At 66.0% G+C, this 21,859-nt stretch carries 18 protein-coding genes; 5 read left to right on the top strand and 13 right to left on the bottom strand.

Translation table 11 applies throughout. The features are described 5' to 3' along the window. Window positions 1-3: 3 nt before the first annotated feature. On the top strand, window positions 4-3,093 hold the full coding sequence (locus ACSQ3P_RS26030; protein ID WP_436168461.1) for an efflux RND transporter permease subunit: 3,090 nt from the start codon (window positions 4-6) through the stop codon (window positions 3,091-3,093). A gap of 17 nt (window positions 3,094-3,110) precedes the next feature. Here the strand turns inward: ACSQ3P_RS26030 and ACSQ3P_RS26025 are convergent, their stop codons facing one another. The 9 genes from ACSQ3P_RS26025 to ACSQ3P_RS25985 form a co-directional block, all read right to left on the bottom strand. Further along, window positions 3,111-4,829 (bottom strand): DUF4166 domain-containing protein, encoded by a 1,719-nt coding sequence (locus ACSQ3P_RS26025; RefSeq protein ID WP_436168365.1) that lies wholly within the window; start codon window positions 4,827-4,829, stop codon window positions 3,111-3,113. Further along, window positions 4,826-5,254: a thiol-disulfide oxidoreductase DCC family protein gene (locus tag ACSQ3P_RS26020; RefSeq protein WP_436168364.1), complete on the bottom strand. Its 429-nt coding sequence runs from the start codon at window positions 5,252-5,254 to the stop codon at window positions 4,826-4,828. The genes ACSQ3P_RS26025 and ACSQ3P_RS26020 overlap by 4 nt, the downstream gene beginning before the upstream one ends. Further along, window positions 5,251-5,919, bottom strand: a complete 669-nt coding sequence (locus ACSQ3P_RS26015) for a DUF4166 domain-containing protein (RefSeq protein WP_436168363.1) — start codon at window positions 5,917-5,919, stop codon at window positions 5,251-5,253. Before ACSQ3P_RS26015 ends, ACSQ3P_RS26020 begins: the two co-directional genes overlap by 4 nt. Before the next feature lie 89 nt (window positions 5,920-6,008). Continuing rightward, entirely contained in the window at window positions 6,009-6,566 is a 558-nt protein-coding gene (locus ACSQ3P_RS26010) for a GbsR/MarR family transcriptional regulator (RefSeq protein WP_436168362.1), read from the bottom strand. Between the two features lie 193 nt (window positions 6,567-6,759). Then, complete coding sequence (locus tag ACSQ3P_RS26005; RefSeq protein ID WP_436168361.1) at window positions 6,760-8,034, bottom strand: acyl-CoA dehydrogenase family protein; 1,275 nt, start codon at window positions 8,032-8,034, stop codon at window positions 6,760-6,762. A gap of 12 nt (window positions 8,035-8,046) precedes the next feature. Beyond that, entirely contained in the window at window positions 8,047-9,090 is a 1,044-nt protein-coding gene (locus ACSQ3P_RS26000) for a phosphotransferase family protein (protein WP_436168360.1), read from the bottom strand. Between the two features lie 62 nt (window positions 9,091-9,152). Then, entirely contained in the window at window positions 9,153-10,718 is a 1,566-nt protein-coding gene (locus ACSQ3P_RS25995; RefSeq protein ID WP_436168359.1) for a GMC family oxidoreductase, read from the bottom strand. A 162-nt stretch (window positions 10,719-10,880) separates the two neighbouring features. Further along, on the bottom strand, window positions 10,881-12,230 hold the full coding sequence (locus tag ACSQ3P_RS25990; protein WP_436168358.1) for a methyl-accepting chemotaxis protein: 1,350 nt from the start codon (window positions 12,228-12,230) through the stop codon (window positions 10,881-10,883). Window positions 12,231-12,404: 174 nt separating this feature from the next. Then, entirely contained in the window at window positions 12,405-13,331 is a 927-nt protein-coding gene (locus ACSQ3P_RS25985) for a LysR family transcriptional regulator (protein ID WP_436168357.1), read from the bottom strand. 122 nt (window positions 13,332-13,453) lie between these two features. Here ACSQ3P_RS25985 and ACSQ3P_RS25980 point away from each other — a divergent pair, with 122 nt between their 5' ends. Further along, on the top strand, window positions 13,454-14,251 hold the full coding sequence (locus ACSQ3P_RS25980) for an NAD(P)H-dependent oxidoreductase (RefSeq protein WP_436168460.1): 798 nt from the start codon (window positions 13,454-13,456) through the stop codon (window positions 14,249-14,251). 36 nt (window positions 14,252-14,287) lie between these two features. Here ACSQ3P_RS25980 and ACSQ3P_RS25975 read toward each other — a convergent pair whose 3' ends face one another. Beyond that, complete coding sequence (locus tag ACSQ3P_RS25975) at window positions 14,288-15,526, bottom strand: aspartate kinase (protein WP_436168356.1); 1,239 nt, start codon at window positions 15,524-15,526, stop codon at window positions 14,288-14,290. A gap of 149 nt (window positions 15,527-15,675) precedes the next feature. On the opposite strand from ACSQ3P_RS25975, the gene ubiG reads away from it, so the two are divergent. Continuing rightward, complete coding sequence (gene ubiG / locus ACSQ3P_RS25970) at window positions 15,676-16,449, top strand: bifunctional 2-polyprenyl-6-hydroxyphenol methylase/3-demethylubiquinol 3-O-methyltransferase UbiG (protein ID WP_436168355.1); 774 nt, start codon at window positions 15,676-15,678, stop codon at window positions 16,447-16,449. A gap of 170 nt (window positions 16,450-16,619) precedes the next feature. Here ubiG and ACSQ3P_RS25965 read toward each other — a convergent pair whose 3' ends face one another. Further along, complete coding sequence (locus tag ACSQ3P_RS25965; RefSeq protein ID WP_436168354.1) at window positions 16,620-16,928, bottom strand: hypothetical protein; 309 nt, start codon at window positions 16,926-16,928, stop codon at window positions 16,620-16,622. Window positions 16,929-17,187: 259 nt separating this feature from the next. Here ACSQ3P_RS25965 and ccrA point away from each other — a divergent pair, with 259 nt between their 5' ends. Beyond that, window positions 17,188-18,450, top strand: a complete 1,263-nt coding sequence (gene ccrA, locus ACSQ3P_RS25960) for a crotonyl-CoA carboxylase/reductase (RefSeq protein ID WP_436168353.1) — start codon at window positions 17,188-17,190, stop codon at window positions 18,448-18,450. 5 nt (window positions 18,451-18,455) lie between these two features. On the opposite strand, the gene ACSQ3P_RS25955 is transcribed toward ccrA, so the two are convergent. Both ACSQ3P_RS25955 and ACSQ3P_RS25950 read right to left on the bottom strand, forming a co-directional pair. Beyond that, complete coding sequence (locus tag ACSQ3P_RS25955; protein WP_436168352.1) at window positions 18,456-18,893, bottom strand: GtrA family protein; 438 nt, start codon at window positions 18,891-18,893, stop codon at window positions 18,456-18,458. Window positions 18,894-18,897: 4 nt separating this feature from the next. After that, window positions 18,898-19,863, bottom strand: a complete 966-nt coding sequence (locus ACSQ3P_RS25950) for a glycosyltransferase family 2 protein (protein ID WP_436168351.1) — start codon at window positions 19,861-19,863, stop codon at window positions 18,898-18,900. Between the two features lie 354 nt (window positions 19,864-20,217). Between ACSQ3P_RS25950 and ACSQ3P_RS25945 the strand changes: the two genes are divergently transcribed. Further along, window positions 20,218-21,747 (top strand): hypothetical protein, encoded by a 1,530-nt coding sequence (locus ACSQ3P_RS25945; protein ID WP_436168350.1) that lies wholly within the window; start codon window positions 20,218-20,220, stop codon window positions 21,745-21,747. The last annotated feature ends 112 nt before the right edge of the window (window positions 21,748-21,859 follow it).

Here is a 21,859-nt window from a genome sequence, read left to right as displayed (position 1 = left end):
CTGATGTCGGCCTCGCTCGTGCTGGCGGGACTGTTTGCCTATCGCTTCCTGCCGGTGGCGGCCCTGCCGCGGGCGGAATTCCCGGTCGTGAACGTCTCCGCGCAATTGCCCGGCGCCTCGCCCGACACCATGGCGACCTCGGTCGCGACGCCGCTCGTCAAGCAGTTCGCCACCATCGCCGGCATCGATTCGATCGCGACGACGAACGCCCAGGGGTCGACCTCGATCGCGATCCAGTTCGTGCTGAACCGCAATATCGACGCGGCCGCCGCCGACGTGCAGGCCGCCATCACCCGCGCCCAGAAGCAGCTTCCGCTCGAGATGACGACGCCGCCGAGCTATCGCAAGGTGAACCCGGCCGATGCGCCGATCATCCTGCTGGCGCTGAAGAGCGATGTCGTGCCGCTCTCGCAGCTCGATGCCTTCGCCCAGCAGGTCATCTCGCCGGCGCTCTCGACGGTCGACGGCGTTGCGCAGGTTCTGATCTTCGGCAGCCAGAAATACGCAGTCCGCATCCAGATCGATCCGATCGCGCTGGCCGCGCGCGGCATCGGCGTCGACGATCTGCAGGCGGCGATCACCGCGACCAACGCCAACACGCCGGTCGGCACGCTGCAGAACACCAGCCAGCAGCTCACCATCCAGGCCCGCACCCAGCTCGCCGACGCCGCGCAGTTCGCCAACGTCATCATCGCGACCCGCAACGGCAAGCCGGTGCGCCTGGGCGATGTCGCCAAGGTCATCGACTCCGTCGAGAATTCGCTGACATCGAGCGCTTATGACGGCATGCCCGCGGTGGTTCTCGCCGTGCAGCGCCAGCCTGACGCCAACACCGTCGAGGTCGTCGACAAGGTCAAGGCGATGCTGCCGGCCTTTTCGGAGCAGCTGCCGGCTGCGGCTTCGCTGTCCCTGCTGAACGACCGCTCGGTCTCGATCCGCATGGCCGTGGACGACGTCCAGTTCACCTTGCTGCTGACGATCGGCCTCGTGGTGATGGTGATCTTCGCCTTCCTGCGCCGCCTCGCCGCGACCTTCATCCCTGCCGTGGCGGTGCCGATCTCGATCATCGCGACGCTTGCGGCGATGTATGCCTTCGGCTTCTCGATCGACAACATCTCGCTGCTCGGCCTGACGCTCTCCGTCGGCCTCGTCGTCGACGACGCCATCGTGATGCTGGAGAACATCGTCCGCCATATGGAGGAGGACGGGATCCCGGCCTATGAGGCGGCGCTCAAGGGCGCGGGCGAGATCGGCTTCACCATCATCTCGATCTCGCTCTCGCTGGTCGCGGTCTTCATCCCGGTTCTGCTGATGGGCGGCGTCATCGGCCGCATCTTCAACGAATTCGCCGTGGTCGTGACGGTTTCGATCCTGGCCTCGGCCTTCGTCTCGCTGACGCTGACGCCGATGCTGTGCTCGCGCCTGCTGAGCGGCTATTCGGAGCACCATAAGGAAAACGCCTTCGGACGCGTGCTCGAGGCCGGGTTCGACGGCATCCTGCGTGGCTATGACCGGGCGCTGACGCTGTGCCTGCGCTTCCAGCCGGTGATGCTGCTGGCCTTCTTCGGCACGCTGGCTCTCAGCGTCTGGCTGCTTCAGACCGCGCCCAAGGGCTTCTTTCCCCAGGAGGATATCGGCCAGCTCCAGGTCTCGACCGAGGCGCGCCAGGACGTTTCCTTCCCGGCCATGAAGGAGTTGCAGGGGCAGGTCGCTGACGTCTTCCGCCATTCACCCTATGTCGCCCATGTCGCTTCCACGGTCGGCGGCAGCAGCGGCAGCGCCGGCGCCCTCAATGCCGGCCGTCTCTTCGTCGAGCTGAAGCCGCAGAACGAGCGGCCGCCGCTGCAGGCGGTGCTTGCCGGCCTGCGTCGCGATCTCGCGCCGATCGCCGGCATCACCGCCTATATGACGCCGGTCCAGAACCTCAACATCGGCGCACGCGCCTCCAAGAGCCAGTATCAGCTCGTCGTGCAGGGGCTCGACCAGGGCCTGATGAACGAATGGTCGGTGAAGCTCGCCGACGCGATGGCCCGTGACCCCGCGACCTTCATCGACGTCACCACCGATCTGCAGAACAGCGCGGCGGAAGCGACGCTGGTGATCGACCGCGACAAGGCCAACCAGCTCAAGATCGGCTCCGACATCCTGCGCTCGACGCTCTATTCCGGCTTCGGCGTGCGTCAGGTCTCGACCATCTACACCACCGGCGACAGCTATCAGGTCATCGTCGAGTTCGATCCAAAGGGCGGCTGGTCGGCCGACAAGCTCGACCAGATCCGTATCCGCGCCAGCAATGGCAATCTGGTGCCGCTCAGCGCCTTCGCGCGTGTCGAACGCACGACGGGCCTGCTCACCGTCAACCAGCTCGGCCAGCTCCCGGCCGTGACGATCTCCTACAACCTGCCGGCGGGCGTCGCGCTCGGCGACAGCGTCACCAAGATCGAGGCGCTGAAGGCCGAGATCAACCTGCCGAAATCGCTCTCGACGACATTGGCCGGCACAGCCAAGACCTTCCAGGATTCGCTCGCCAATCAGGGCCTGCTGATCGCGGGCGCGATCCTGACGATCTATATCGTGCTCGGCATCCTCTATGAGAGCTTCATCCACCCGCTGACGATCCTGACCGGGTTGCCCTCGGCCGCGATCGGGGCGCTGGGCGCGCTCAGGCTCTTCGGGCTCGATCTCTCGGTCATCGCCATCATCGGGCTCCTGATGCTGATCGGCATCGTCAAGAAGAACGCGATCATGATGATCGACGTCGCGCTCGTGCTGAAACGCGAGGGCAAGACGCCGCAGGAGGCGATCCACCAGGCCTGCGTGATGCGGTTCCGGCCGATCCTGATGACGACGCTCGCGGCCTTGATGGGCACGCTGCCGATCGCGCTCGGCGCCGGCGCCAGCGCGGAGCTGCGCCAGCCGCTGGGCATCGCCGTGGTCGGCGGGTTGATGATCTCGCAGGTGCTGACGCTGTTCATCACCCCGGTGCTGTTCCTCTACATGGAGCGGCTCTCGAACGGGCTCGACTGGCTGTTCTCGCGCAAGAAGAAGCTGGGAGAGGCGGCCGCACACGCCCATCCGGCTCCGGCGGAGTAGGAGCGGGGCTCCGCTTTTCAGCCCACCGAATGTGATGTGGCGCGCACCGCCTCCAGACGGGGCTCGTCTGCGCCGTCTGCGGGCAGCAGCCAGCCCTTGTAATGCGTCAGCAGGCCGATGAAGGGCAGCGTCAGCTTCACGTCGAAGTGGAAGCGCCCCTGAGTGTCGGCATATTCCCGCGCTTGTGACTTCGGCTGCAGGAATGAGGGCAGGCCCAGGCACCGCATCGTCGTCACCGGAAGTTCGAGCCCATCGTCGCGCGCGGCAAGGCCGAGCCTGAAGGAGAGGGGCCCGAACGTCTCCCAGAGTTCGCCCTTGGCATCCGTCGAGAGCCGCGATGAGAACCGTACCCCGCCGAAGTTTCGCGTCCAGATCTCGGCAGGGCCGGAGGGGGAGGCGATGCGCTCGATGGAGAAGGTGAGCGGGATGTCGCGGCCGGCAGGCGGCAGGCCGATGATCTTGCGCAGCAGCCGGGCGATGAAGCCGTTGCCGGTCTCGATCTCGGAACGCCCATGCCAGACCGGCGGGCCGTTCTTGCCATGCAAGGTTTTGAGTGGCGCGGCCAGCGCCGCAAAGGCGGCCTTGCCGAGAGCGGTCTCGAAGACCGCCTCGCCGTGACTTGTCGTCTCGCTATGCGTGCTGATCGCATAGGGCGTCATTTCGGCCTCGATGGCGGTGAGCGTCAGCGCACCGGCCGCCGGCCGCGCTCCGGGTACGATCTGCCCCCCGAGCAAGGCGCGCAAGGCGGCCGCCGCCGGTAGCGTCGGGACATGCGGCCCATCGCCTTGCTCGGCCAGCAGAGACCAGCGCGCCGTCCGCAATTCGCCGTTCGCATCGAGCCCCGTCGCCTCGACCAGCATGCCGCCACGATCGGAGGTCGGCAGCCGCGTCAGCTTGCGCCCCGCCAGCAAGGCGGGGATCCATGGCTTCAGTTCGCCGAGCCAGCCGCGCCTGCGCAACCGCGCCAGCATGCCGATGCCGAACTGCTCGATCGGCGATTCGAGACCGGCCTGGAAGGCGACGCGCGAGCGCACAGCGAGCCTCAGGCCCAGCCATTGCGCATCGACCGTCTCGACGGCCGCAACCCGTCGCGAGCCGAGGCCCGGCATCGCCAGCCGCCGCCCATCGACCCAGCCATGGGTCTCCTGGAGCTCGCCTTCGCGCCAGATCGGGATCGGCCTGCCGGCATAGCTCAGGATCGCGGCGATGACCGCCTCGCCGACCTCGCTGCGCCCGCCGGGCGTGATCGTGATGTCGAGCGTGTCGATGCGCCGCCAACCTTCGGTCAACGCCGCCACGGCAGCGCAGGACAAGGCTGGCGTCGAGCTCGCACCCGCGAGCGCGACGAGCCCGCGCTTGCAAGCGAGGCCGTCCAGCGCCGGGCCGAAACCGAGGATGTAGTCGCGCGCATCGGCGAGATCGACGACATGGGCACCGGCCGTCAGCGCGGCGCGCGGAACGTCATAGCTCGCTCCCTGGAACGGCCCGGAGGCGTCGATGACCAGCCAGGGCGAGAGTTTAGCCAAAGCCGCGGCGAGATCGCGCCGGTGATCAAGGCCGATGCCCCTGATGGTCGTCGTCGCAGCGGTCGTGATGCTGTCGGCGAGCGCGCGCGCCTTGGCTTCGTTGCGCGAAGTGATGGTGAGGTCGAGCCCGTCCATGCCCGCGATATGCCGGGCGAGCCTTTGCCCGAAGACGCCGGTTCCGCCGATCAGCAGCACGCCTTTGGTCGTCATGATGCCTCGGGCAGGCTGAAGCGGTGGCGTTGGGCCGGATCGGGCATCTCGCAGGAGGCTTTCCGGCCGAACAGGCGATAACGATTGCGCGCGACGCGGTCATAGAGCCAGTCGCGGAGGGCGCGCGGCAGGAATTGCCCGGCCAGCAACAATCGCGCCGGCCCGCCGAGATGCCTGATCAAGGCGAGCACGCCGTCGGATTTCGGCAAGGCGACGCCGTTCTCGATGAACAGGAAGCTTTCGGGGGCGTCGGGATCGATACCGTGAGCCAGCGCCAGTTCGCGCCCTTCGCGCGACTGGATCGCGACGAAGCGCATCGCCTGGTCGCGCTCATGCTGCAAAGCGTAGCGCACCCCACCCGAGCAGAGCACGCAGACGCCGTCATAGAGCCAGATCGGCGGAGTGCTCCCGGGAGGCCGGCTCATGATTGCTGGTCCCGGTAATGTCCGGTCTGATCAAGCAATTCGCCGAAGAGCGGGTGGGCGAGATGCAGCGTGAAGGCGAAGGCACCGGGGCCGGTCTCGGCATGGCTGACGGTCAGCGCGCCGGGCGAGAGCCAGGCGGGCAAGGGCAGCCGGAAGCGACCGAGCTGGAGGTTGTAGCCGGCGCTGCGGAACAGCAGCGTCCCGCCTTCGACATGGAGCGTCAGCGCCATCGCGACGCCGAAGCCGATATACTCCTCCAGCCCGGTCGGGCCCGAGAAGCGCTTGGCGGAATGGATGACCTGAGGAAAGCCGGCCTGCTTGGCGTAGAGCCGCGTCCAGACCTGGCCGCCGGTCGTGGCATCCTCGGTCACGGTGACGACGCTGGCGACGTCCGTATCCAAGCAGATCGGCAAGGGCGCGCCGATCAGGCGCAGCACCTGCGACAGGATGCGGCCGGCCCGGTTCATGCGCAGCTCGGTGATACGCCCGACATAGGTCGCGGCGGCGTTGCCGCTCAAGCGCTTGGAGAAGCGGCGCTGGACGTCGGCGGGAAGTTCGCTCCATGACCGGGGGCCCAGCAGGGCGCGGAAGCGCAGATCGGTGAGGGCGGGTGTCGTGGCAGGTCCGGCGGGCTCTTGTGTCTGCCTGTGTGCATGAGCCGACATCGTGGCTTGCTCCAGCTCTTTGTTTCAACGCGTTGTCTTCACGCGAACCGGTGTCCGTTTCGCTCGAAAACGCTCCAGGGCCGCCCGTTTCAGCCCTTTCCTCCGGGGAGGAAGGAGGCGATCTTCGATCCCAGCCGGATCAGCATGTCGCGCTTGCCCTGCGGGATCGACAGCATCTGGCCGTACCAGCGGTCGAGCGCGGCGGTGAACTCCAGCATGTCGTGCAGACGCTGCCGCGCGACCGGGGTGACCTTCGGGTCGTGTTCCGCCTTCTCGACGCAATTGCGCAGCGCCGTCAGCGCCGGGTCGATCTCGCGCTGCTTGCGGCCAGCCGCGATGCGCGCCGCGATCTCCCAGACATTGGTCTCGGCCTCGAAATGGTCGCGCCGGTCCTGCCGCATCGGCACGCGCCGGATCAGGTTCCAGCCCAGCAATTCCTTGATCGAGTTGGAGACGTTGGAACGGGCCATGTCGAGGCTCTCGGCGATGTCCTCGGCAGTCAGCGGCCGCTCGGCCAGATAGAGGAAGGCGTGGATCTGGCTGATCGAGCGGTTGACGCCCCACTGTCCGCCGAGATCGCCCCATTGCAGGATGAAGGCCTCGAGCGGTTCGGGGAGCTCTTCTCTCGTGTCTGTGATTTCTGTCATAACAGAAATATAAGACAAGGCGCAGGCCGGCGCAAGCCTCGCCCCACGAGATCATTTGGAAACTCCAGCCCTCATCCTGAGGAGCCGCGTAAGCGGCGTCTCGAAGGATGTTCCAGATGGTTCGGGAGCCTCCTGGAGCATCCTTCGAGACGCGGGCGACGCCCGCTCCTCAGGATGAGGGCTCTAACGGGCTCTAAGAGACGGCCGGCTTCTGATAGGGCGCCTTGACCCCTTGCTCGGTGAAGGTCGAGCGGTTGGCGCCCTGGCGCTTCCTGATCTCGGCGCGGGCGATGGTGCGCAGATGCACCTCGTCGGGGCCGTCGATGAAACGCAGCGCCCGGCCCCAGGAGTAGATGAAGGCGAGCGGCGTGTCGTTGGAGAGCCCGCCGGCGCCGAAGACCTGCATGGCGCGGTCGGCGATCCGGGTCTGGAGCCGGGTCGCGGCGACCTTGATGGCCGAGACCTCGACACGTGCGGCCTTGTTGCCGTGAGTGTCCATCATCCAGGCGGCGCGCAGGCAGAGCAGCCTGGCCTGGTCGATCTCCATGCGCCCCTCGGCGATCCAGTCCTGGATATTGGCGTAATCGGCGAGCTGGCGGCTGAAGGCTTTGCGCTGCAGCGCACGCTCGATCATCAGTTCGAGCGCGACCTCGCATTGGCCGATCGAGCGCATGCAATGGTGGATGCGGCCCGGGCCGAGCCGGGCCTGCGCCAGCGCGAAGCCCGCGCCTTCCTCGCCCAGGATATTGGCGGCGGGCACGCGGACTTGGGCAAAATCGGTCTCGGTGTGCCCCTCCGGAGAGAAATGGTTCAGCAGCGGCAGGTTGCGCATCACGGTGAGGCCGGGTGCATCCATCGGCACGATCACCATGGAATGGCGCTTATGCGGGTCGGCCTCGGGGCGCGTATCGGAAAGCCCCATCACGATGCAGAATTTGACGTTGGGGTGCAGCGCCCCGGTCGTCCACCATTTCCGGCCGGTGATGACATAGTCGTCGCCGTCGCGGATGATCGTGGTCTGCAGATTGGTCGGGTCCGATGAGGCGACGCCGGGCTCGGTAATGCCGACGCAGGAGCGGATCTCGCCATTCATCAGCGGCACGAGCCAGCGCTGTCGCTGCTCCGGCGTTGCGAACATGTGCAGGATTTCCATGTTCCCGGTGTCGGGTGCGTTGCAGTTGAACACCTCCGAGGACCAGTAGATCCGCCCCATGATCTCGGCGAGCGGCGCATATTCGAGATTGCTCAGCCTTGTGCCTGGCTCGTCCGCCTTCAAGGCGGGCAGGAACAGGTTCCACAGGCCGGCCGCCTTGGCCTTGGCCTTCAAGCCGTCGATCAGCGCGATGGGATAGCGCCCGGCCTCGACCTCATGCTTCCAGGCGGCATCGGCCGGCTGGACATGGGCATCCATGAAATCCTGGAGCTTTGCCCGCAGGGCCTCGACCTTGTCAGAATAGGCGAAATCCATGGCGGTCCTCGTTCAGCTCTTGTCGTTGATCACGGCGTCGGCCCGCAGCGCGAAACTCTCCGCCATCGCGCCGACCGCGACCGCATTCTCCGCCGCCGCATTGCCCGATTTCGCGCGCGCCGCGATGCCGTCGAGAATGACGGCGAAGCGAAACAGCGAGAAGGCGAGGTGGAAGCGCCCGGGCCCACTAGTGCGCCCGGCGGCGGCGCAATAGCGCTCAAGATATTCTGCCTGCGTCGGGATGCCGAGCGCCGCGCGGTCGAGCCCGACAATGCCGGCATACATCGCCGGCGTCGAATGCCAGGGCAGGCAGGAGAAGGCGACGTCCGAGAGCGGGTGCCCGAGCGTCGCGAGCTCCCAGTCGAGCACGGCGACGATCTGCGGTCGGTCGAGCGCGAACATCAGATTGCCGAGCCGGAAATCGCCATGGACGATCGTCGTCTCCGCGCTCTCGTCGAGATGTTCGCTGAGCCAGTCGATGGCGCGGTCGATCGCCGGGATGGGCCGAGTCTTGGTTTCGCGCCATTGCCCGCCCCAGCGTCTGAGCTGGCGGGCATAATAGTTCCCGGGCTTGCCGAAATCGGTGAGCCCAGCCGCCTGCCAGTCGAAGGCATGCAGCGCGGCCAGCGTCTCGGCCATGGCGAAATACATCGCGCGGCGATCATCGCTGGAAACGCCGGGCAAGGCGGTGTCGTGGAAGACGCGGCCCTCCAGCCGCTCCATCAGATAGAAGGGCGTGCCGACGACATCATCCTGCTCATGCAGCAGCAGCACCGGCGGGACGGGGACATGCGAGCCCGCCAGCGCCTTGAGGATGCGGTATTCGCGCTCGACCGCATGGGCCGAGGGCAGCAATGGCCCCGGCGGCTTCTTGCGCAGCACCAGCCGCGTGCCGGCATCCGCATAGGACAGGAAGAAGGTCGGGTTCGACTGGCCGCCGCTGATCCGCTCCAGGCCCATTGGCCCGCCGATCCGGCCGGGCAGGGCGGAGCGCAGGAAGGCGTCAAGCCGAGCAGGGTCGAATTCCAGGGCTGCCGAGGTTGGGCCGGTCGTCATGGTCGGCATCATCGTGAGGCCGGAGGGGGAGGTCAACGCGACGATCGGCGCAGGGCCAGATTTCAGATTCTGGCGCCGCCGATCTCCGCCGCCATCTTCTCGGCGATCATCACCGTGCTCAGATGCGTGTTGGCGCGCACCACCTCCGGCATGATCGAGGCGTCGATCACCCTCAGGCCCGTGCAGCCGAGCACGCGGCAATGCGGATCGACGACGCTGCGGGAATCGCTCGCCGCGCCCATCCGGCAGGTGCCGCTGGCGTGCTGCGCGTCCGAGCATTCCTCGAACAGCCAGGCGTCGAGCTCGGCTGCGTCGAATGGCTGCTCGATCGAGTGCCCAGACAGCCCGTATTCGACGCGTGAGGCGATCGCCTTCACCGCCTCTGTCGACGCCAGCGCCTCGACCCGGCGCACGCCGTCGCGCATGCGGATGAGGTCGCGCTCGTCTGACAGCATGCGCTCATCCACTTGCGGGTCGATGCCCGGATCCGTCGTGGTGATGCGGACGCGGCCTTGGCTGAAGGCCTGGTAGACGGAGACGGCGAGTCGCCCGAGCGTAAGGTCGCCGCCGCCGAAGGAGGCGAGGTTGCCGGCTATCACGATCATGTCGTTCTCGCCCGCACCGCCGAGGCCCGAGCTGTAGCGCAGGCAGCAATTGGTGTGGCGGTGCATCGGCGTATCGACCATCGCGGTCTCCCTGAGGCGGAGGAACAGCGGCATGATCGGGTGGTCGAGCAGGTTCTCGCCGACCGGCAGATCGGCGATGACCGGGATGCCGAGCGAAGCCGAGAGCGCGGCCGGGCCGATGCCGGAGCGCTGCAGGATGGCGGGCGAATGGATCGCCCCGGCACAGAGAATGACCTCGCGGGTCGCGCGCGGCGAAAAGCTCTCGCCGTCGACGCGGACATCGACGCCGCCGACATGCGGCCGGTTGCCCTCGACCTTGAGCCGGGAGACCAGGGCGTTGCCGATGATGGTCAGGTTGGCGCGCTCGCGCGCCGGCTCCAGATAGCCGTCATTGGTCGAGACGCGGATGCCGCTGCTGCTGTTGATCGCGTAGGGTGAGGCGCCCGTGCCTTCCGGTGCGTTGTGGTCCTCGCACCAGCCATAGCCGAGCGCCAGCGAGGCCTCCTTCAGCGCGCGGTCGACCCGCCCCCATTGCGCCTCGGGCGCGCGATAGACCGGGATCGGCCCGCTATCGCCATGCCAGGGCGCGTCGCCGAAATTCACATCGGTTTCGAGGCGGTTGAAAGAGGGCAGGACATCGGCCCAGCCCCAACCGGTGCAGCCTTGCGCCGCCCAGCGCTCGAAATCATCCGGCAGGCCGCGAATCGCGATCTGCCCGTTGATGGTCGATGAGCCGCCGACGGCCCTCCCGCGCCAGAGCAGCTTGGGCTCCTGCCGCTCGGTTCGGCGCGCCATCAGTTGCGGCCAGCGGTAATCGTCGTCGGCGATCGCCCGCATCGGATTGGGGATGCGGATATGTTCCGGCGTCTCCGCCGTACGGAAATCGCGCCCCGCTTCGAGCAGCAGCACGCGGACTGCCGGATTCTCGCTCAATCGCGCCGCCAGCACCGCGCCGGCCGAGCCCGCGCCGATGATGATGTAGTCGTAGTCGCTCTCGATCATGGGGACTCCGCGAAGGATGCGTCGCGGAGGATAGAGCATTTTCGAGCAAAATGGACACCGGTTCCCTCGCGACAAACGCGAAGCGTTTGCGCGGAGAAAATGCGATAAAACAAAGAGCTAGGGCATTTCCGAGATTCGGAGAAAAGCGGAAATTCTCCAGCCTCAGGCTGCACGCAGGTTCGACAGGAAATGCGTGACGAGGTCGCTGATCATCCCGGCCGAGGCCTCGACCTGGACGGCGGCGCTGTCGAGCTCGATCGACATCTTGGTGACGTCGCCGATCGACATCCGCGCGGCCTGGGCCGAGAGCAGGCCTTCCTGCGTCCTGGTGGCGGCTTCCTGCGTATTGACGGCCATCTCGTTCGTGGCGGCCGATTGCTGCTGGACTGTCTGGGCGATCGAGGCAGAGGATTCCTCCAGCCGGGCGATGGTCAGGCCGATCGAGTTCACATGGCTGACGCAGGATTCGGTCGCCGACTGCACTTGCGCGATCTGCGTCGAAATCTCGGCGGTGGCGCTGGCGGTCTGATGCGCCAGCGATTTGACCTCGCCGGCGACGACCGCGAAGCCCTTGCCGGCCTCGCCGGCGCGCGCCGCCTCGATGGTGGCGTTCAAGGCGAGCAGGTTGGTCTTGGTCGCGATCTGCTGGATCAGGGTCACGATCGAGCCGATTCGGCCGGCAGCCTCGGCCAGCACGGTGATCGACGCGGTGACCTCGCGCGTATCGGCGACGGCTTGGCCGGTGATCGAGAAGCTCTGCTGCGCCTCGCTGCTGACATGGTCGAGCGCCTGCACCAGATCATTCGTCGCCGTCACCGTGCTGGTGATGCGCTGGGTGCAGTCGCGCGCGGCATCCTCTGCAAGCGTGGCTTCCCGGTCCGCCTGGCCGCTGCGGTAATGGCTGGTTGCGGCATAGTTTCTCAAGGTGGTCGCCGCGGTCTTCAGGCTCTCCGAGAGCTGGACGATGTTGTTCTGGAAGGACGAGGCGGCCAGATGGAGCTGGTTCTCGCGCTGCGTCAGGTTGATGCGGCTCGCCCGTTGATGACAGGAGGTCGCGGCGATGGCGTCGCAGAGGATCAGCCGGGTCAGGGCGGCGCATTCCTCGATCGCCTTGCGGCTGCTGAAGCGCCGGCGGCGGCCGATTTCCTTGAAGAGCGGATCGATCAATCGCAGCGTCGTGCCCAGCCGCGTGCGGATGCCGAGCGCGTCGCCGAATTCGGTCAGGGCCGCCTTGTTCAGGGAGGCGACGTAGTCCTCGCCGAACTCGCCGCCGAACAAGGTCTTGAGGTGCTGTTCCTCGGCCTGGACGACCGCCTGCCGGTGCTCGGCGACATGGGCTTTCATGTCGGCGACCGAGCGCTCGAGATGGTCGCAATAGGCGTGGCAGGCATCGCCGGCCTTGGCGGAGAGTGTCGGCAGCAGGGAGCGGGCGATCACGCGGGCCTGGTCGTCGACGCCGGATGCAAGCAGGAGACGCTCGACGGCTGTGCCGGTGATGGCGACAGGCTTCACTCCCGATGAATCGGTTTTCGGATTACGGTCCAAGGAATGCTGCAGCCTGAACGTTTGCCCCCTCAAGACAATCCCATCAAAATCTTAATGAATCCCGGCGCTTGCCTGCACGTATTTTAAGCTGCGGCGCGCCAATAAATGAACATGGGCTCCGGGAGGACGTTGCGTCCAACGCTATGGTCGGGGCCGTTCGATCCCCGGAATGCCGCCGATCTGCTCGGCGAGGAAGTCGACCAGTAGCCGGACGCGGGCGATGCCGGCGCGCTCGGGCACGATCAGCAGGCTCAGCGGAACGAAAGGCAGCGTGTAGTCGGGCAGGACCGCCTCGAGCCTGCCGGCCGCCAGGAGATCGCCGACCAGCCATTGATGGGTTGGGCCGATGCCGCGCCCGGCGGCGAGGGCCTCACGCGCGGCAAGCCCGTGGTCGACCCGGAAACGCCCGCTGAGGGGTACGACATGGCGCGCGCCGTCCGGCCCTTGCAGGGTCAGCGTATCGCTGCCCGCCACATTCGACATCCGGATGCCTTCATGGCCGGAGAGATCCTGCGGGACGGTCGGCCGTCCGCGCACCGCCAGATAATCCGGCGCCGCCACCAGCAGGCGCCGGCATTGGCCGAGAACCCTGAGCTTCATCGAGCTGTCGCTGAGCGGGCCCAGGCGCAGCGCGATATCGACGCCTTCCCGGACGAGGTCGACGCGTTCGTCGGTGAGGTTGAGATCGACCCCGATCTCGGGATAACGATCCTGGAACGCGAAGATCAGCCGGCTGGCGTGCAAGACCCCGAACGCCGCGGTGCAGGAGATCCGGATCGTGCCGACTGGTGCGCCGCGCGTGCCCCGCGCCTCGTCGCCGGCCTGCTCGACCAGGCGCAGGATCTGGACGCAGTCGGCATAGTAGCGGCCGCCTTCATCGGTCAGCGTGACGCGCCGGGTGGTCCGGCTGAGAAGCGGCACGCCGACGGCCTCCTCGAGCTCGCGCAGATGCCGGGTGATCGTCGACTGCCCGACCCTAAGTTCGCGTGCGACCGCCGACAGGCTGCCGCGCTCGGCGACGCGGATGAAGCTGCGCATGCGTTCGAGCGTGACGTCAGATCTATCCATTATATGGCATAATCTTATGCATTATCGACATCTAACGGATCGCATGGGCTCTGGCTACCTGAATGCCAATCAACCCACGGGATCATCGACCCATGAAAACGCCGCCCATGAAAACCCCACCCATGAAAATCCTGCTTGTCTTCGCCCATCCCGAGCCGCGTTCGCTTAACGGCGCGTTGCGCGACGTCGCCATCGAGGAGCTTAAGGCCCAGGGCCATGAGGTGCGGATTTCAGACCTTTACGCTGACGGCTGGAAATCCGAGGTGGACCGTGCCGACTTCCCCTCGCTGGCGCCGGACGGACGGTTCATACCGGTCGCAGCTTCCAAAAAGGCCTTCGACACGAACACGTTGACTGACGATGTCAAAGCCGAAATCGAGAAGCTCCTGTGGGCGGATACCTTGATCCTCCAGTTCCCCCTTTGGTGGTTCGCCATGCCGGCGATCCTCAAGGGCTGGGTCGACCGGGTGTTCGCCTACGGCTTTGCCTATGGCGTCGGCGAGCACAGCGATCAGCGATGGGGTGACCGCTACGGTGAGGGAACCCTCGCGGGGAAACGCGCAATGTTGGTCGTGACCGCCGGCGGTTGGGAGGAGCATTACGCCCCCCGCGGGATCAACGGGCCGATCGACGATCTGCTGTTCCCGATCAATCACGGGATCCTCTATTATCCGGGCTACGACGTGCTCCCGCCGTTCGTGGCCTACAGAGTAGATCGTTTCGATGAGGCCGGCTTCGAGTCCGTTGCCGAGAGCCTGCGCGAGAGAATGCGGACTCTCGCGACCACCCCGACCATCCCCTATCGGCAGCAGAATGGCGGCGACTATCTGGTCCCGAGCATGAATCTCCGCCCAGATCTGGGCGATCCGGATGCGAACGGCTTCGCGCTGCACCTGAACGGCCCAGGCGGGGAAGGCTAGGCGCCGCTCGTGCCGACGCCGCCTAGCCCGCGCGGCTTACGCGGCGTCGAGCCCGTAGAGGGAGTGCAGCGTGCGCACCGCAAGCTCGGTATAGGCGGCGTCGATCAGCACCGAGAACTTGATCTCGGAGGTCGTGATCGCGCGGATGTTGATGCCCTTCTCGGCCAGTGCCCGGAAGGCGCGCGCGGCGACGCCGGCATGGCTGCGCATGCCGACGCCGATCGCCGAGATTTTGACCACGTCGGTCGCGCCCTGCAGCGATTGATAGGCGATGTCGGCGTGGCGGCTTTCCAGCAGCGTCTTTGCCCGCTCGTAATCGGCGGTTGGCACTGTGAAGGTGATGTCGGTCGTCGCCTGATCGTCGGAGACGACCTGGATGATCATGTCGACATTGATGTTGGCATCGGCGAGCGGGCCGAAGATCGCCGCGGCCACGCCGGGCTTGTCGGCGACGCGCCGGAGCGTGAGCTGGGCTTCGTCGCGCGAAAACGCGATGCCGGTGACGATCTGCTGTTCCACGATGTCGTCCTCGTCGCAGATAAGAGTACCAGATTTCGGATTGTCGGGGTCGTCGAATGAGGAGCGTACATAGGTCGGCACGCGCTGGACCATGGCGATCTCGACCGAGCGCACCTGCAGCACCTTGGAGCCGAGCGAGGCCATCTCCAGCATTTCCTCGAAGGAGACCTTGTCCATGCGCCGGGCCTTGGGCACGACGCGCGGATCGGTGGTGTAGACGCCGTCGACATCGGTGTAGATGTCGCAGCGATCGGCCTTCAGCCCGGCGGCAAGAGCGACCGCGCTGGTGTCGGAGCCGCCGCGTCCCAGCGTGACGATACGGTTGGTCAAGGCGTGCACGCCCTGGAAGCCCGAGCAGACCGCGATTTCGCGATTGCGGTCGAAGCCGGCGAGGATGCCGGCGGGCTCGACCGCTTCGATCCGCGAGGAGCCATGCGCGTCCGAGCCGTAGATCGGGATCTGCCAGCCCTGCCAGGAGCGCGCGGGCAGGCCGAGTTCCTGAAGCACGATCGCCATCAGGCCCGAAGTCACCTGCTCGCCCGAGGCGACGACGACATCGTATTCGGCGTGATCGTAGAGCGCCGAGGCCTCCTTGCACCAGCCGACCAATTCGTTGGTCTTGCCGGACATCGCCGAGACCACGACAGCGACCTCATGGCCGGCGTCGAACTCGCGTTTGACGTGACGGGCGGCGTTCTTGATGCGCTCGACAGTGGCGACGGAGGTTCCGCCGAATTTCATCACCAGACGGGCCATGGCGGTCCAGAGGCTCTCAAATCAACAGTCCCGGACGAGCCGGGACGAAAGGTCACCCTCGCGCCCTACGCGAGGCCGGTGTAGATGACGGGCGGCGGCCGGACTGTCAATGCGAAGCAACCGGCTTCTGATCAAGAAGGAATAAAGCCATGGCGGCGACGGCTCAGCGCGACGGCTCGACGATCGACCCTGCCGAGGTCGCGCGTTTCGAGGCCATCGCCAAGACCTGGTGGGACCCGAAGGGGCCCATGGCGGTGCTGCACAAGTTCAATCCGGTGCGATTGGGCTTCGTTCGCGACCTGGCCTGCGCGCGGTTCTCGCGTGATCCCAAGTTCTCTCGTGATCCCAGGACGCTGACGGCGCTGGACGGCCTGACCCTGGTCGACATCGGCTGCGGCGGCGGCGTGCTCTCCGAGCCCCTGGCGCGGCTGGGCGCGCAAGTGACCGGGCTCGATCCGGCGCCGACCAATGTCACTGTGGCGCGCGCCCATGCCGGGAAGAGCGGGCTTGCGATCGATTATCGCCAGGAGACGATCGAGGCGCTGGTTGCGGAGGGCGCGACCTTCGACATCGTGCTGGCGATGGAGGTCGTCGAGCATGTCGCCGATGTCGAGGCTTTCGTGGCGGCCTGCTGCCAGGCGGTGAAGCCCGGCGGCCTCCTGGTGATGGCGACGCTGAACCGCACACTGAAATCCTACGCGCTCGCCATCGTCGGTGCGGAATATGTGCTGCGCTGGCTGCCGCGCGGCACGCATGACTGGAACAAGTTCGTGACGCCCGACGAGCTCGGCGCGGCGATCGAGGCCGGGGGGCTCGATCTCGGCGAGAGCACCGGCGTGGTCTACAACCCGCTCGCCGACCGCTGGTCGGCGGCGCGCGACACCGACGTCAACTACATGCTGGCGGCGTACAAACCGGCCTGAGCGGCGAGAATCCGGCTGTCTATCGTTCCCTGTCTCAGCCCTCATCCTGAGGAGCGGGCGCAGCCCGCGTCTCGAAGGGTGCTCCAGGAGGCTCCGGAACCATCTGGAGCATCCTTCGAGACGCCGCTTCGCGGCTCCTCAGGATGAGGGCTGTTTTTCCTGGCGGCCGGCTACATCCAGCGCCGCAGCGTGCCGCCTATCAGCAGCAGCGCCATGCCCGCGCCGGTGGCGACGATGGCGGCAGTGGCTTGCGGGCTGGTGCCGATCGCATAGCCCAGGCGCTTCCAGATCAGCGCGCCGATGAAGGCGCCGATGAGCAGGATCACGGCGTTGAAGAAGACGCCGAAGCCGCCATCGCCGAGAAGGGCGTCGGCGATCCAGGCCAGCGCGAACGCCGCAGTGACGATGACGGCGATCAGGACGAGCATTTGCGGCGTCGCTATATCGGGCAGGCCGAGCATCAGAAAAAGGGCGCGCATCGCGACGAATCCTGTTGGCGATCGAGCGATGCTAGGGCATCGGCTCGAAAAGTGGGAACCGGTTTTCGGAACAAGCCGATGCCAAATCAAAGTGCGGCAAGCAGCGGACCCGGTGAAAATGCGATTCGTTTTGCGCTGCGGTATAATTCCTTAGGGGGATGGCGCAGCGCAGCATGACGCGGCATCATCGCCTGCCTAGCCAAGGGAGCAGTCGAGCGCGCGCGATAAGCCGCCGGCGAACAAGAACAGGGAGACGACGATGTCCAAGCCGCAGGCCGCGCTCAAGGATCTCTACGAACTGAACGAACTGCCGCCGCTCGGCCATGTGCCGGCCAATATGTACGCCTGGACCATCCGGCGCGAGCGCCACGGGCCACCGATCGAGAGTTTCCAGATCGAGGTGATCCCGACCTGGGAGATCGGCGAGGAGGAGGTGCTACTGCTCGTGATGGCTGGCGGCGTCAACTATAACGGCATCTGGGCGGGGCTGGGCCAGCCGATCTCGCCCTTCGACGTGCACAAGGCGCCCCACCATGTCGCGGGTTCGGATTGCTCCGGCATTGTCTGGGCTGTCGGCACCAAGGTGAAGCGCTGGAAGGTCGGCGACGAGGTCATCGTCCATTGCAACCAGGATGACGGCGACGACGAGGAGTGCAATGGCGGCGACCCGATGTTCTCCTCATCCCAGCGCATCTGGGGTTATGAGACGCCGGATGGTTCCTTCGCCCAGTTCTGCCGGGTGCAGTCGCGCCAGCTGATGCAGAAGCCCAAGCATTTGGCCTGGGAGGAGGCCGCCTGCTACACGCTGACGCTCGCAACCGCCTATCGCATGCTCTTCGGCCACGCTCCCCACACCATCAAGCCCGGCGACAATGTGCTGATCTGGGGTGCGTCGGGCGGTCTCGGCGTCTTCGGCGTTCAGCTCTGTGCGGCGTCCGGCGCCAATCCGATCGGCGTGATCTCGGACGAGAGCAAGCGCGACTATGTGCTCGGCCTCGGCGCCAAGGGCGTGATCAACCGCAAGGATTTCAACTGCTGGGGCCAGATGCCCAAGGTCAACAGCCCCGAATACAACGACTGGACCAAGGAGGCCCGCAAGTTCGGCAAGGCGATCTGGGACATCACGGGCAAGAAGGATGTCGATATCGTCTTCGAGCATCCCGGCGAGGCGACTTTCCCGGTCTCATGTCTCGTCGCCAAGCGCGGCGGCATGATCGTGTTCTGCGCCGGCACCTCGGGCTTCAACATCACCTTCGACGCCCGCTATGTCTGGATGCGGCAGAAGCGCGTGCAGGGCTCGCATTTCGCCCATCTCAAACAGGCGAGTGCGGCGAACCAGTTTGTGCTCGACCGCCGCGTTGACCCTTGCATGTCCGAGGTCTTCCCCTGGGACAAGATCCCACTCGCCCATCAGAAGATGTGGAAGAACGAGCATGCGCCGGGCAATATGGCGGTGCTGGTGACAGCGCCGCGCACGGGCCTGCGGACCTATGAGGATGTGGCGGAGGCGCTGGCGGGGTGAGGCTGTTACGCCGCGTCCTTGTCCTCGATATCCCGGCCCTGCGCATCCCTGCGGAAGACGACGCGGTCATAGAGCGCGAAGTTGAGCATCAGGCCAGCGCCGACGCCTGCGGCGAGCGCGACATAGGGAATAGGCCTGGCTGAGCCGAGAATAAGGACGATGGCCGTGTAGGCCATCAGATTGACGGCGCCGGCCGCAAGGCTCGAGAGCGTGTAGCGCCCAAGCTCGGCGGCGGGCCGGCTGGAGGCGCGGTCGGCGAAGGTGAAGCGGCGGTTCATCGCCCAGGTGAAGGATGCAGCGGCCAGGAAGGCCAGGACCCGCGCCGTGATCGGCCCGAGCAACAGCCCCTCGACGGCGACGATGAAGACGCCGCCATCGACGAGGAAGCCGACGGCTCCAACACCGAGGAAACGCGGAAAGCGTCCGGACAATGCAGGCGGCATCGCCTCAGCAGCCGGCGGCCGGGTGGCCGAGATAGGCGATGAGCTTTGTCTCGCGTCGTCCTCGCGCGACGCTGTCGAGAATCAAGCCGGTCACGAAGGCGAGCAGGCCCGCGATCATCAAGCCGACGGAGAGAACGGCGGTCGGCAGGCGCATGACCCAGCCGGTCTCGATGAAGGCGACGATCACGGGGATACCGAGCCCGATCGAGGATAGCACGAAGAGCGCGCCGATCAGGGTGAAGAACTGGAGCGGCAGCAGATCGCGCACCAGATGCAGGATCAGGCCGAAGATCCGGAAACCGTCCTTGAAGGTCGAAAGCTTGCTTTCCGAGCCGGCCGGCCGCTCCGTGTAGAGCGTTTCGATCTCGGACATCGGCACGTCGAGGTCGAGCGCATGAACCAGAAGCTCGGTCTCGATTTCGAAACCGTTGCTGGTGGCGGGGAAGGACTTCACGAAGCGGCGCGAAAGCACCTTGTAGCCTGACAGCATGTCGCGGCTATGGGCGCCGAATATCCGCGAGACGAGGCCGGTCAAAACCTTGTTGCCGAGCACATGGCCGCGGCGATAGGCGTCGCGCCGGTGATGGACCCGCGCGCCGTTGACCTTGTCGTAGGGGCCCGCGAGAAGTTCCGCCACGAGCTTTGGCGCGGCCTGCGCCTCATAGGTCGCATCGCCATCGACCAGCAGATAGATGTCGGCCTCGACATCGCTGAACATGCGCCGCACGACATAACCCTTGCCTTGCCGGCGCTCGCTGCGGACGACCGCTCCCGCCTGCCGCGCGGCCTCGGCAGTGCCGTCGCTGGAATTGTTGTCGTAGACATAGATCGCGGCCCCCGGCAGGCTCTCCTGGAAGCTCCGCACCACGGCGGCGATCGTCAGCGCCTCGTTATGGCAAGGGATCAGCACTGCGATCGCAAGCGACGCCGGACATCTCTGGATGGCATGGCCGGTCGCCGGCAGAAACATTCCGATTCCATTTTGGACATCACGCGCATCGCTGGCGTGTTGTATCGGGCTGCCATCGCCGCGAAGGGCCGAAGGGATTGCAGTCATGGTGAGCATGATGAGCGCTGGTTGGTGGGGGCGAGAATTCGCTGGCAGCGTTGAGGCTGACGGACCAAGTCCTCGTTTCCGCACGGGGCATGTTCGCGCGCCGGGTCGTGGGAAGCATGATGAGCTGATCGCGTTTTGTCCCTGCACATGGCGCTGAATGGCGTCGAATCCGCGCATTTTCGGGGCTGTCATGTTGCGTGTTTTTATCTGGTTTCAGGGGCCGGGCGCAGAACAGCCGGGCGCAGAACGGCCAGGAGCAGAACGACATTGAGCGGCGACCTTGGGACCGGCTTGTCCGGACGGCCTCCTGCCGCCTCGGCGCAAGGGCATGATGGGGCGCGATCGGAGCCGGGCAGGGCGATCGATACACAGCCGGCGCCTGTGCTGGCATTGGCCTTGCGCATCCTGCTCGTCGTCCTGGCGACCCTGCTGACATTCTATGCGGCGAGCCTTGCGAGCGCATTCGGCGAGCGGCAGCATTATCGAGGTCGCGTCGCGGAGGCGGTCGCCTCCGGCGCATTGACGCGTGGCGTCGCCCTGCCGCTGGCGCGGGCCAGCCGCGTCTCCATCCATAATTTCAACGATTGCCTGATCTTGTCGATGCTTGTCCTGCCGCAGGAGGACGACATCTTTCGCCGGGCGCTGTCACCGCGCGTGCCGAGCCTGGATGCGCCCTGGTCCGGAGAAGCGCCGTCGGGCTATCCGCCTTATGTGCAGTGCCGCGATCTCGCTTTGGCGATCGAGCCGGCCGCCGATGTGCCAGTGGGCTATTATCATCGCTACCTGCATGGCGACTGGGTTCTGGCCAAGCTGCTCCTGGCGGTTCTGCCCTTCGCCTATGCGACGAATCTGCTGCTGATCCTGCTCGTGGCGGGCCTCGTCGGGCTGGCGCTTCTGGCGCTGCGCAACGCCGTGCGCCGGCCGGGAACGGCTGGACGGGACTGTGCCTATGCCGTCCTGGCGCTGACATTGCTGCTGTTCTATGCGCTGCCGGTTTTTGGTTGGTCTTTCTCCTTCGCACCGGCGGACCTCGTCCTGGTCGGCTTCCTGCTGTTCTTCTATCTGCGCCCGCCATCGGCGTTGTCGGAACTCGAATTCGCGACCGCTGCCGCCCTGTTTGGCGCATTGACCGCGATGTTCGAGTTCCTGACCGGCGGAAGCCCCAGCGGCCTCATCCTGATCTTTGCCGTCGTCCTCTTCGATGATGCCGTCGATCCGCGCGCGATATGGCGAAGGCTGTGCATCGGAACCGTCTCCTTCACGGCTGCGATCGTCCTGTGCTTTGCCTTCAAGATGGCGGCGGTGGCAGTGATCTGGGGGTTGCCGGAACTGACGCTCTTCGGGCAGCAGATCGGCGCCCATATGAGCAGCGCCGGCTGGGAGGTGGCGCCTGAGAATGCGGCGAGGCTGGCTCGTCTTGGCATCGATCCGGATGCGATCAGATCGAGCTTTCTGTTCAGCTACCTCTATGCCCTGTCGAAGGTTTTCTATTTCTCGCAGTTTCTGGCCTTCGGCTCGGTCGAGCTGGGGCTTCTCCTGGTGGCGCTCGCCCCCTTGCTACTTGGCTTACGTCAGGGATTGTTGCTCCGGCGCTGTTCAGAAGCGGTGGAGCGCATGAGGGCAGGGCTGTTGCTGGTTGCCTGCGCGATCATGCCGGCCTGGTACCTGGCCTTCGTGCACCACACCATCGTCCACGCCCATTTCATGTTCCGCCCGATGGTCTGGCCGCTGGCTCTGCTGCTGGCGATGGAGGCCTGGAGACGAACTGGCCAAAAGCAGAGCGCGAAGGCAGGTTGAGGCCAGATTCTGCTTCTCCAGGCTCTGCTGCTACGGCGCGCTGCATCGGGTGGCCCAACTCAATTATCGGGCGATAGCGCCACCGGCCCCGATGGGGCACATGGCTCGTGCG

It is taken from the genome of Allobosea sp. LjRoot9 (assembly GCF_964252745.1).
Taxonomy (GTDB): domain Bacteria; phylum Pseudomonadota; class Alphaproteobacteria; order Rhizobiales; family Beijerinckiaceae; genus Allobosea.
This window is presented reverse-complemented; position numbering and strand designations above follow the sequence as displayed.

Bases quoted from the DNA above. Each gene is read 5' to 3' on its own strand.
- ACSQ3P_RS26030 (WP_436168461.1), top strand. From the start codon at position 4: ATGTCGGCCTCGCTCGTGCTGGCGGGACTGTTTGCCTATCGCTTCCTG.
- ACSQ3P_RS26025 (WP_436168365.1), bottom strand. From the start codon at position 4,829: ATGACGACCAAAGGCGTGCTGCTGATCGGCGGAACCGGCGTCTTCGGG.
- ACSQ3P_RS26020 (WP_436168364.1), bottom strand. From the start codon at position 5,254: ATGAGCCGGCCTCCCGGGAGCACTCCGCCGATCTGGCTCTATGACGGC.
- ACSQ3P_RS26015 (WP_436168363.1), bottom strand. From the start codon at position 5,919: ATGTCGGCTCATGCACACAGGCAGACACAAGAGCCCGCCGGACCTGCC.
- ACSQ3P_RS26010 (WP_436168362.1), bottom strand. From the start codon at position 6,566: ATGACAGAAATCACAGACACGAGAGAAGAGCTCCCCGAACCGCTCGAG.
- ACSQ3P_RS26005 (WP_436168361.1), bottom strand. From the start codon at position 8,034: ATGGATTTCGCCTATTCTGACAAGGTCGAGGCCCTGCGGGCAAAGCTC.
- ACSQ3P_RS26000 (WP_436168360.1), bottom strand. From the start codon at position 9,090: ATGACGACCGGCCCAACCTCGGCAGCCCTGGAATTCGACCCTGCTCGG.
- ACSQ3P_RS25995 (WP_436168359.1), bottom strand. From the start codon at position 10,718: ATGATCGAGAGCGACTACGACTACATCATCATCGGCGCGGGCTCGGCC.
- ACSQ3P_RS25985 (WP_436168357.1), bottom strand. From the start codon at position 13,331: ATGGATAGATCTGACGTCACGCTCGAACGCATGCGCAGCTTCATCCGC.
- ACSQ3P_RS25980 (WP_436168460.1), top strand. From the start codon at position 13,454: ATGAAAATCCTGCTTGTCTTCGCCCATCCCGAGCCGCGTTCGCTTAAC.
- ACSQ3P_RS25975 (WP_436168356.1), bottom strand. From the start codon at position 15,526: ATGGCCCGTCTGGTGATGAAATTCGGCGGAACCTCCGTCGCCACTGTC.
- ubiG (WP_436168355.1), top strand. From the start codon at position 15,676: ATGGCGGCGACGGCTCAGCGCGACGGCTCGACGATCGACCCTGCCGAG.
- ACSQ3P_RS25965 (WP_436168354.1), bottom strand. From the start codon at position 16,928: ATGCGCGCCCTTTTTCTGATGCTCGGCCTGCCCGATATAGCGACGCCG.
- ccrA (WP_436168353.1), top strand. From the start codon at position 17,188: ATGTCCAAGCCGCAGGCCGCGCTCAAGGATCTCTACGAACTGAACGAA.
- ACSQ3P_RS25955 (WP_436168352.1), bottom strand. From the start codon at position 18,893: ATGCCGCCTGCATTGTCCGGACGCTTTCCGCGTTTCCTCGGTGTTGGA.
- ACSQ3P_RS25950 (WP_436168351.1), bottom strand. From the start codon at position 19,863: ATGTTTCTGCCGGCGACCGGCCATGCCATCCAGAGATGTCCGGCGTCG.